Annotated in this window: 9 protein-coding genes; 3 read left to right on the top strand and 6 right to left on the bottom strand. The window is 72.6% G+C overall.

Features of this window, described 5'->3' with window-relative positions:
• Positions 1–10 precede the first annotated feature (10 nt).
• Positions 11–283 carry a hypothetical protein gene (locus tag VFJ94_RS14365; protein ID WP_325004908.1) on the bottom strand — a complete coding sequence of 91 codons (273 nt, stop codon included), beginning with the start codon at positions 281–283 and terminating at the stop codon, positions 11–13.
• Positions 284–492: 209 nt separating this feature from the next.
• A complete protein-coding gene (locus VFJ94_RS14360) occupies positions 493–2,961 on the bottom strand; it encodes a replicative DNA helicase (protein ID WP_325004907.1) in 2,469 nt (822 codons plus the stop codon).
• Positions 2,962–3,487: 526 nt separating this feature from the next.
• Between VFJ94_RS14360 and VFJ94_RS14355 the strand changes: the two genes are divergently transcribed.
• The 3 genes from VFJ94_RS14355 to VFJ94_RS14345 all read left to right on the top strand — a co-directional run bounded on the left by VFJ94_RS14355 (position 3,488) and on the right by VFJ94_RS14345 (position 5,861).
• A complete protein-coding gene (locus VFJ94_RS14355; protein ID WP_325004906.1) occupies positions 3,488–3,763 on the top strand; it encodes a DUF2277 domain-containing protein in 276 nt (91 codons plus the stop codon).
• 12 nt (positions 3,764–3,775) lie between these two features.
• A complete protein-coding gene (locus tag VFJ94_RS14350) occupies positions 3,776–4,402 on the top strand; it encodes a class I SAM-dependent methyltransferase (protein ID WP_325004905.1) in 627 nt (208 codons plus the stop codon).
• A 118-nt stretch (positions 4,403–4,520) separates the two neighbouring features.
• A complete protein-coding gene (locus VFJ94_RS14345) occupies positions 4,521–5,861 on the top strand; it encodes an MATE family efflux transporter (protein ID WP_325004904.1) in 1,341 nt (446 codons plus the stop codon).
• Positions 5,862–6,116: 255 nt separating this feature from the next.
• Here the strand turns inward: VFJ94_RS14345 and VFJ94_RS14340 are convergent, their stop codons facing one another.
• From VFJ94_RS14340 to VFJ94_RS14325, 4 genes are all read right to left on the bottom strand, one after another.
• Positions 6,117–6,953, bottom strand: a complete 837-nt coding sequence (locus VFJ94_RS14340; protein WP_325004903.1) for a transglutaminase family protein — start codon at positions 6,951–6,953, stop codon at positions 6,117–6,119.
• Positions 6,954–6,965: 12 nt separating this feature from the next.
• Positions 6,966–7,808, bottom strand: a complete 843-nt coding sequence (locus VFJ94_RS14335) for a transglutaminase family protein (protein WP_325004902.1) — start codon at positions 7,806–7,808, stop codon at positions 6,966–6,968.
• Positions 7,805–8,746, bottom strand: coding sequence for an alpha-E domain-containing protein (locus VFJ94_RS14330; RefSeq protein WP_325004901.1), 942 nt, complete (start codon positions 8,744–8,746; stop codon positions 7,805–7,807). Before VFJ94_RS14330 ends, VFJ94_RS14335 begins: the two co-directional genes overlap by 4 nt.
• Positions 8,740–9,636 (bottom strand): circularly permuted type 2 ATP-grasp protein (locus VFJ94_RS14325; protein WP_325004900.1); only part of this gene is annotated, 897 nt, incomplete at its 5' end. The genes VFJ94_RS14325 and VFJ94_RS14330, both read right to left, overlap by 7 nt.

Genomic DNA, 9,636 nt, shown 5'->3' with positions numbered 1-9,636 from the left:
GCTGATCTCGCTACAGCGAGATCAGCTCGACGTGCCCGTCGGCGCCGGGCGCGGTGGCGCTCACCAGGCCGACCGGCTCGCCGTCCATGGTGAGCACGAGGTTCAAGGCGACGCTCGTGAGGCGCGCGCGCCACCGCCGCTCGGTGTCCCCTGCTCCGCTCCACTGCGCAAGCGTCGACCCGAAGGCGGCTGGCGACTCGGTCAGGGCGGCGCGCCTAAGGTGTCGCCACACGGGCCAGTCATTCTCGCCCACCTCGATCACGCCGATCACATCAGCGAGCAAGTGACCAGCGGACTCGAGCGCCTGGAGAACCTGCTCCGGGGAGGGGCCATCGTCTCGCTCGTTCACGGCGCCAGTCTCCATCATCTCCAGATACCGCATTGAACAACGCACGCGGACCGCCTCGTGGACAGTGTCCGCGACACATCGCCACAGGCCAGACCACTCACCGCGTCATCAACCCCCAGATAAGGCTGCATCTCGACAGGGGCTTAGAAGTTGGTCGCCATGTTGGTGAAGCGGCTGAAGTGGCCCTGGAAGGCGACGACGATGGTGTCCGTCGGTCCGTTGCGGTGCTTGGCCACGATGAGGTCGGCCTCCCCCTCGCGCGGCGAGTCCCGCTCGTAGGCCGCCTCACGGTGCAGCAGGATGACCATGTCGGCGTCCTGCTCGATCGAGTTGTGCACGGCGATGCCGTTGGCGATGAAGTTGTGGCCGCCGAGGACCGTGGCGTCGAAGACCTCCTCCACGCCGTCCGGCTCGACCGACGCCACAGCGTCCCACAGCACGTCGTTGGCGGCCTCGAGGTCGAGGTCGAGACTGTCGAAGAGCTCGGCCGCGCGTTCGAGGTCGAAGCCCTCCTCGTCGTAGAGGTCGTCGGAGATGTCCTCGGGCGTGAGGGTGACCCGGGGAGCACCCGCACCATCCAGAGCTGTCAGTCGATCCGTCCCCCCGGCGCTGACCCCCGCGACGTCCGCCCCGGAGCGCTCGCGGACGATGCGCAGCAGTGCCTCGGCCGCAGGGGTGCGCTCCGCGTGGACGGCGATCTCCTGCAGGAAGCGTCGCTGGTCGTCGACACCCACGACGTCCAGGGCCCATCCCCGACGCTCGGGCGTGACGGTCGTCGAGATGCCGAAGCGCAGCAGCAGCCGGGCCACGTCGTCGACGAGCAGCCGCGACGCCGCGCGCAGGACGACGCGGCCCTCGCGCGCGGCCTCGTCGACCGTCACCTCCCCGTCGATCGCCCAGAGGCTCGCGACGAAGAGGCCGATCTGCCGCTTGGGGAAGTAGCCGAGGTCCGGCGGCAGGGTGCGCTCACCCTGCGGGTAGACGTCGAACCCGATCCCGCAGCCCATCGCCTCGACCCTCGCGCCGGGCCGGTCGGAGGTCCGCGACGACATGATGAGCGCGCCCGTCCGGAGGTCGTCGTCCTCGAGCGGCTGGTCGTAGTCCTCCGGGGCCGGCACGTGGCGGGGCACCGCGATGCGGTCGCCCGTCCGCAGCTCGCCCAGGAACGACCACCCGGCATACGTGAGGAAGGGGTGGTTCTCGGTGGCCCGCACGGTCTTGCCTGAGGCCAGGGTCAGCCGGAAGACGGGCTTGACACCCGTCGAGAAGACGTGGGTGAGGGGGCGCGCCACGTAGCGCAGCGACTCATCGAGCGACCAGACCGGCACGTCCCGCTCGCCGTAGCGCAGCAGGTCCCCGAGGGACATCTCCGCGCCGGTGTCCGCGCGCAGGACGCGCGTCTCGGCGGTGAGGCAGCCGGACTCTCGCAGATCGCTCATGGCCGGCTTCTTGTCGGTGCGCTGCTCGGGGCCACGGTTGAGCTGGGAGATCGCGATGACCGGGACCTCGAGCTCCTTGGCGAGCAGCTTGAGGGCACGCGAGAACTCCGACACCTCCTGCTGGCGCGACTCGACGCGCTTGCCCGAGCTCATGAGCTGGAGGTAGTCGATGATGACGAGCTTGAGGTTGTGGCGCTGCTTGAGCCGCCGGCACTTGGCCCGGATCTCCATGAGCGACATGTTGGGCGAGTCGTCGATGAAGAGCGGCGCGTCGGAGACCTTGCCCATCGTCTTGGCCAGCCTCGTCCAGTCCTCCTCGCGCATGGTGCCCTTGCGCATGTGCTGCAGCTGGATGCCGGCCTCCGCCGACAGCAGGCGCATCGTGATCTCGGTGCGGCTCATCTCGAGCGAGAAGACGACGGACGCCATCTTGTGCTTGATGGCGGCTGTGCGAGCGATGTCGAGGCCCAGGGTCGACTTGCCCATCGCCGGTCTCGCGGCCACGACGATCATCTGGCCGGGGTGCAGGCCGTTGGTCAGCGAGTCGAGGTCGGTGAAGCCCGTGGGCACCCCGGTCATCTCGCCGCTGCGGCCGGAGGCCACCTCGATCTCGTCGACCGTGGCCTCGATGATGTCGCCGATGACGTGGTAGTCGTCGCCGCCTCGCTTGTCGGCGACGGCATACACCTCGGCCTGGGCGGCGTTGACGATGTCCTCGACGTCACCGCCGCCCTGGGCGTAGCCGAGCTGGACGATCCGCGTGCCGGCCTCCACGAGGCGGCGCAGCACCGCCCGCTCCGCGACGATCTGCGCGTAGTAGCCGGCGTTGGCCGCGGTGGGCACCGAGGAGATGAGCTGGTGCAGGTAAGCCTGGCCGCCGACGCGGGAGAGGTCCCCGCGCTTGGTCAGCTCGTCCGCGACGGTGATGGCGTCGGCCGGCTCGCCGCGCCCGTAGAGGTCGAGGATGGCGTCGTAGATGAGTTCGTGCGCGGGCCGGTAGAAGTCGGTGCCCTTGAGCTGCTCGACACAGTCGGCGATGGCGTCCTTGGACAGCAGCATCCCGCCGAGGACGGACTGCTCCGCGCCGACGTCCTGAGGGGGGAGCCGGTCGTCCGGGGGCCCGTCGGACCGCGAGGACGAGAAGGCGCTCGTGCTCAGCTCATCGAGCGACACCGGCTCTCCCTTCGTTGCGGACCGACCTGCCCGTGCATGAACCTCACCACGCGGCACCGACAGCCCTTCGGCAGGCTCGTATGCCGTCGCCACCAGACCTTTCGGGTCGAGCGGCGCGGCCTCCCCAGGGCGCCGCGGTGGGACCGAGCCACCGTAGAGCCGCCGGGGGCAACGCTCAACGCGGGCCTGTGGACAACCGGTGGACGACTGAGTCGACACGCCGTGCACAGGTGTGGAGAAGGTGTGTGCACAACAAGAACTTGCGAACTGCCTCACACTCAACTCGTGCTCAGCGACATGGGCAAACGAGTGTCCACCCGGTGTGGACGAAAAGTTCTTGCGCCTGTGCGTTGTCCACAGCCCCGCTCCCCCGGGGCTCACGCGGCGCACGGGGCCGGTGATGGCCCCCGCCGGATAAGTCCGACATGAGCCTTCACCGGCCGGCGAGGCGGCGCGCCCACCCCGCCCTTGCCGGCCGGCTGACCCGGTCTACCCCCGGCCGAGTCGGCGGCATACCCTGCGAACCATGTGCCGCAACATCCGCCCGCTCTCCAACTTCGATCCGCCCGCAACGACGGACGAGGTGCAGGCGGCGGCCCTGCAGTACGTCCGCAAGGTCAGCGGCACGACCCGGCCGAGCCGCGCCAACCAGGCTGCGTTCGACGAGGCGGTCGAGGCCGTCGCGCACGCCACCGCCCACCTGCTCGAGCACCTCACGACGAGCGCGCCGCCCAGGGACCGCGACGTCGAGGCGGCCAAGGCGCGCGCCCGCGCTGCCGCCCGTTACGGCACCCCCGCCTGAGGCGCGGCACCCATGGGCTGGTGGTCGACGCAGGTGCTGCCTCGCGCCATCGACGTCACGCTCGACACCGCCTACCTCCGCGGTCTGCGCGAGCAGGTCTGCTCGCACGCGCGCGGAGAGGTGCTCGAGCTCGGCTTCGGCTCGGGCCTCAACCTGGCGCACTACCCGCCCTCCGTGACAGCGGTGCTTGCCGTCGAGCCCTCCGACGTCGCCTGGGGGCGCTCAGCCGAGCGCCGCGAGGCCGTGCCCTTCGACGTGCGCCGCGTCGGCCTCGACGGCGCCCACGTGGCACTGCCTGACGCGAGCGTCGACACCGCCGTCAGCGTCTTCACGCTGTGCACCATCGGCGACGTCGCCGCGGCCGTCCGCGAGCTCTTCCGCGTGCTGCGCCCAGGCGGCAGCCTGCTGCTCCTCGAGCACGGGATCGCTCCCGACCAGCGGGTCGCCCGGTGGCAGCACCGGCTCGACCCGCTGCAGCAGCGCCTTGCCGGAGGGTGCCACCTCACGCGGGAGCCGGCGGCGCTGGCGCGCGCTGGCGGTCTCGTCGTCGACGATGTCGAGCGCTTCTACCTGCCGGGTCCGGCCTTCGCGCGTCCCTGGGGCTACCTCACCCGGGCCCGTGCGTCGAGGCCGGGGTGAGGCGCAGGGACCCCGCGTGACGTGCGGCAACACCCAGGTGGGCGGCCGTGAGCGCGGCGGTGCGGACCGCGGTAGGCGTGCCGGGCGCGGCAAGCGTGCCGGGCGCGGCACGTGTGCCGTGACGCCTGCACCGGCGCCCGCCGAGCCTCGCCGCGAGATCCTGCGCCTCGCCGTGCCCGCGTTCCTCGCGCTCGTCGCCGAGCCGCTCTTCCTCCTGGCGGACTCGGCCATCGTCGGGCACCTCGGAACGGCCGAGCTCGCCGGGCTGGGGGTGGCGAGTACCGCGCTCGTCACCGCCGCTGGCGTCTTCGTCTTCCTCGCCTACGGCACCACGAGCATCGTCTCGCGGCACCTGGGCGCCGGCGACGAGCGGGCCGCGGTGGCCGCCGGTGTCGACGGTCTGTGGCTGTCGGTCCTGCTCGGCACCGCCACGGCGGCCGTCGTAGCGCTCGCGGCCAGCCCCATCAGCGGTGTCTTCGGCGCCTCGGCCGCCGCGTCCGCCCAGGCGACCACCTACCTGCGCATCTCCGCCCTCGGCCTGCCGGCCATGCTCGTCATCCTCGCCGTCACCGGCGTGTTGCGCGGCCTGCAGGACACCCGCACCCCCCTGCTGGCCTCCGTCAGCGGGTTCGGCGCCAACATCGGGCTCAACCTGCTCCTCGTCTACGGGCTCCACTGGGGCATCGCCGGGTCGGCGTGGGGCACCGTCATCGCGCAGACGGCGATGGGGGCCGCGCTCGTCGCCGTGCTCGTGCGACGCTGCATCCTCCTGCGCGCCCGGATCGCCCCTCACCCCGGGCGCGTCCTCACCGCCGCGCTGACCGGCATACCGCTCCTCGTGCGGACTCTCGCCCTGCGCGCGACGCTTCTCGTCACTACGTGGGTCGCGGCCTCCCTCGGGGACGTCCCCCTCGCGGCGCACCAGGTCGCGCTCACGGTGTGGTCCTTCCTCGCCTTCGCCCTCGACGCCCTAGCCATCGCCGCCCAGGCACTCGTCGGCAAGGCGCTCGGCGCGGGTGACCGCGCCAGGGTGCGCACGTCGATGGACACGATGGTGCGGTGGGGCACCCGGGGCGGGCTGGCCGTGGGGCTGCTGCTCGTGGCGCTGCACTCGGTGCTGCCCCCGCTCTTCACGGCGGACCCGGCGGTGCACGAGGCGCTCGGGGCCGCGCTCGTCCTCGTCGGTCTCGGCCAGGCGGTGTCCGGCTACGTCTTCGTCCTCGACGGCGTGCTCATCGGCGCGGGGGACGGGCGTTGGCTGGCGGGTGCGTCGGTCGCCGTGCTCGTGGCCTACCTGCCCGTCGTCCTCGCGGCCCGCGCGCTCGGCACCGGACGTCCGGCCACGGAGGGCGTCGTGCTCGTGTGGCTCGCCTTCCTGGTCTTCATGCTCCTGCGGGCGGCCGCGATCGGGTGGCGCGCTCGCCGTGACTCCTGGATGGTCGTCGGCGCGCGCACCTGAGCCGCCCGCGCGCCTGGCGCCCGCGCCCCCTCCCTCCCATTCCAGGCACCAGCGAACTGCCATCTGGCGTACAGGGTGTTTTCAGGTTGAGTCACCATAGTCGTCGTGTGAGTTGCTCCTGCGCGACTCGGTGACCGCCTCCCCTGTCAGGTCACCGGTCAACGGGCACCCGCCCCTGCCGGTCGAGTTCGGCGACCAGACCGGCAGGGGCGGGTCTTTTCGTCTGCGGCCTTGGGCGCCGCGGCGGTTGGCCGGTCACGTCGCGAGCGCCACGACCTGCTGGTGGTCGTCGACGGGAAGGTCGCCTGCCGCCACCGCCACGATCTCCATGGCAGAGAGCTCCGCGCGGCCGTCGAGCACCGTGACGAAAGCGGTGTCGGCCGCATCCCGGCCGGTGGCGATGCGCAGCAACGACGGCCGGGGGGCGAGCCTGGTCGCGTCCCACACCTGCCAGCTGCCGTCGACGGCGGCCTCGACCACCGCGTGCAGGTCCATCGGCGAGAGCCCGGGAGCGTAGACGGCGGCGAGCCGCGCCGGGATGCCCGCAGCGCGCGCCAGCATCGTCACCGCGTGGGCGTAGTCGCGGCAGACGCCCTGTCCGGAGAGGAGGGTCTCGACCGCGTCCGTGGTGGGGCCGCTGGAACCCGGGACGTATGCCGTGTGCCCGGCGACGTAGCCGCAGATGGCCCGCATCGTCTCGGTCCCGCTGCTGCGGTTGGCGAACTCGGCTGCGGCCAGCCCCAGCGCGCGGTCCGCGGGGCAGTATCGGCTCGGACGCAGCGCGACGATCCGCTCGGCGTCCGTCACGGTTGGCGGGGCCGGCCGCGACGTGGCCTCGCCGCTGATGGTTGCGCGGTAGCGCACGTGCAGCTGCCCGGGGGCGACGCGGACGACGTGCTGGCGACCCCCGACGTCTGCCGCGACCTCGCTCACCTCGACGGCGCGCCCGTCGAGGGTCACCTCGAGCCGCTCGTCCTGGCGCCCCGGGTCACCGGCGAGCGCGACCTGCAGCACGATCGTCGCCGACTGCGACACCGTGAGCTCGAGTGCCGCGTCGACCTCCGCCGCGCCCGGCGCCTCGACTCCTGCCATGCCTGCCCCTTCCTAGTGCAGCCGGGTGATGGCCACCGACACAGTCAGCGTGGAGCGCCCCTGGCCGGCGAAGATGCCGCGAAGCGGCGAGACGTCCCGGTAGTCACGGCCGCGCCCGACGAGGACGTGCCGCTCGTGGACCGGCGCGCCGTTGGTCGGGTCCACCGCCAGCCAGGCGCCGACCCACGCCTCGACCCACGCGTGGCTCTCGCCGACGGCGGTCAGGCCCACGGCCGGCTGAGGCGACGGGTGCAGGTAGCCCGAGACGTAGCGCGCCGGCACGCCGGCCCGGCGCAGCAGCGCGGCCGTGATGTGCGCGAAGTCCTGGCACACCCCGGTCCTCGCCTCCCACGCCTCCGCGGCCGTCGTCCGCACGCCCGTCGCCCCCGGCCGGTAGGTCAGGTGCTCGCGCACGAGCGCCGACGCGGTCTGCACCGCGTCGGCCGGAGTCGGCTGCGCCGCCACCGCGTCGGCCGCGTCGGCCATGGCGCCGTCGAAGGCGGTGTACGGCGTGGCGGCGAGCAGCTCGGCATACGCGTCCTGGACACGGTCGTCACGCAGCTCGGTCCAGCTCGCCGCCCCCTCCGCCGGAGCCGTGGTGCCCGTCTCCACCATGGACGTCGCAACGACCTGGAGGCTGTCGTGCGGCTGATGCAGGTCGAACGCCGTGACGGGCGTGCCCCAGTAGTCGCGGTAGCTCAGCAGGCTCGTGGGTGGCTCGATGTGGACCGCGGTCTCGAGCGCCGTCTGGGTGGTCGTCGTCGGCGGCGTCAGGCGGGCCTCGTTGTAAGAGTAGGTGACCGGCGCCTCGTAGTCGTAGCGGGTCGAGTGCACGACCCGCATCCGCATCGTCATGCGCCCGCCTCCCGGTGCCACACGACCGGCTCACCCGGCCGGAAGTACCGCCGCGCGACCGCGTCGGCGGCCACCGCCACCGCTGCCTGCAGCATCTCGAGGTGGGCCGGCATCCGCTCGAGCAGCTCCTCAGGCCGGCCGTACTCGATGCTCGTGCGCGCCCTGCCGAGCGCCCGGCGGGCCTCGTCGGCGACACCCGCGCGGCCCACGAGGGGTTGCAGCTCGATGAGGCAGTTCTCGGCGGTGCGCAGCGCCGAGAAGACGGAGCGCGGGAAGAGCCGGTCGAGCAGGAGGAACTCGGCGACCCGCGCCGGCTCCATGGCCCCCCGGTACGTGCGCAGGTGCGCCTCGTAGGCACCGCAGAAGCGCAGCAGCGTGACCCAGGTCGGGGTGCTCGAGCCGGACGTCGCGGCCCGCGTGGCGAGCAGCCGTGCCGTCATGTCCACCCGCTCGAGGCTGCGGCCGAGCACGAGGAAGAGCCAGCCCTCGTCCCGGCTCATGGTGCAGTCCGCGAGCCCGTGGAACTCCGCGCTCGTGGCCCGCACCCAGGAGAAGAACGCGTCGGGGCCCGCGCGCCGCGCGGCCACGACCTCACCCGGCAGGCGGTGGTAGGCCCGGTTGAGGCAGTTGAACATCTCCGAGGAGATCGCGTCGCGCGCCCCGCGGGCGTTCTCCCGGGCGGCGACCAGGGACCTCGTGATGCTCGCGGCCGTGCCGGTGTCGAAGGCGAGCAGCTCCAGCACCTCGCTGATGCCGACCGGGCCCTCGGGTGCCGGCACCCCCATCACGGACAGCACGGTGCGGCAGTTGCCCTCGAGGTCGAGGGGCGCGTCCTCGAGGAAGACGTGGGCGTGCACGTCGAGCAGGCGCGTGGTGTCCTCCGCGCGCTCGACGTAGCGCCCGATCCAGAAGAGGTTCTCGGCAAGCCGGCTCAGCATGCTGCCCCTTCCTGGACGGACGGCATACGGGCGGTATGCCGCGTCGCGGGCCGGCGGTCTCCGCGCACCTCACCGTGTGGCCGGGCCGGCAGCGGCCCCTGCTGCTGCTGTTGTTGCTGCTGCTGGGCGGACTCGCCCGAGTCGGGCGCCTGCTCCGGGGCAGGGGCGACGACCGGCACGACGTCGGCCCCGGCCACGCCCTCACCGACCGGGCGCTCCACCGGCACGCCGGTGCCTGGCGCAGGGTGCGCCCCGGGACGGCCGGCGAGCACCCACGTGTCCTTGGACCCACCGCCCTGGCTGGAGTTGACGACGAGGCTGCCTTTCGGCAGGGCGACCCGGGTCAGCCCGCCGGGCAGCACCCAGACCTCCTTGCCGTCGTTGACGGCGAACGGGCGCAGGTCGATGTGTCTCGGCGCGAACCCCTCGGGCGTCAAGGTCGGCGCCGTCGACAGCGGCACGACCGGCTGCGCGATCCACGAGCGCGGGGAGGCGCGCACGGCGGCGCGGGCGTCGGCGAGCTCCTGCTCCGTCGCCGTCGGCCCGATGACGAGGCCGTAGCCGCCCGAGCCCTCGACGGGCTTGAGGACGAGCTCGTCGAGGTGGTCGAGCACGTGGGCGCGCTGCTCGGGGTCCTCCAGCCGATACGTCTCGACGTTGGGCAGCACGGACTCCTCCCCGAGGTAGTAGCTCACCAGGTCGGGGACGTAGGTGTAGAGCAGCTTGTCGTCGGCGACGCCGTTCCCGATGGCGTTGGCGATGCCCACCGTGCCGGCGCGAGCAGCGTTGAGCAGGCCGGGGCAACCCACGACCGAGTCGGAGCGGAAGTGCAGGGGGTCGAGGAAGGTGTCGTCGATGCGGCGGTAGATGACGTCGACCTGCTGCTCGCC

It is taken from the genome of Intrasporangium sp. (assembly GCF_035688975.1).
Lineage (GTDB): Bacteria > Actinomycetota > Actinomycetes > Actinomycetales > Dermatophilaceae > CALMNV01.
This window is presented reverse-complemented; position numbering and strand designations above follow the sequence as displayed.

Excerpts from the sequence above, each read along its gene's own strand:
- VFJ94_RS14330 (WP_325004901.1), bottom strand. The coding sequence starts at position 8,746 with ATGCTGAGCCGGCTTGCCGAGAACCTCTTCTGGATCGGGCGCTACGTC.
- VFJ94_RS14355 (WP_325004906.1), top strand. The coding sequence starts at position 3,488 with ATGTGCCGCAACATCCGCCCGCTCTCCAACTTCGATCCGCCCGCAACG.
- VFJ94_RS14340 (WP_325004903.1), bottom strand. The coding sequence starts at position 6,953 with ATGGCAGGAGTCGAGGCGCCGGGCGCGGCGGAGGTCGACGCGGCACTC.
- VFJ94_RS14335 (WP_325004902.1), bottom strand. The coding sequence starts at position 7,808 with ATGACGATGCGGATGCGGGTCGTGCACTCGACCCGCTACGACTACGAG.
- VFJ94_RS14350 (WP_325004905.1), top strand. The coding sequence starts at position 3,776 with ATGGGCTGGTGGTCGACGCAGGTGCTGCCTCGCGCCATCGACGTCACG.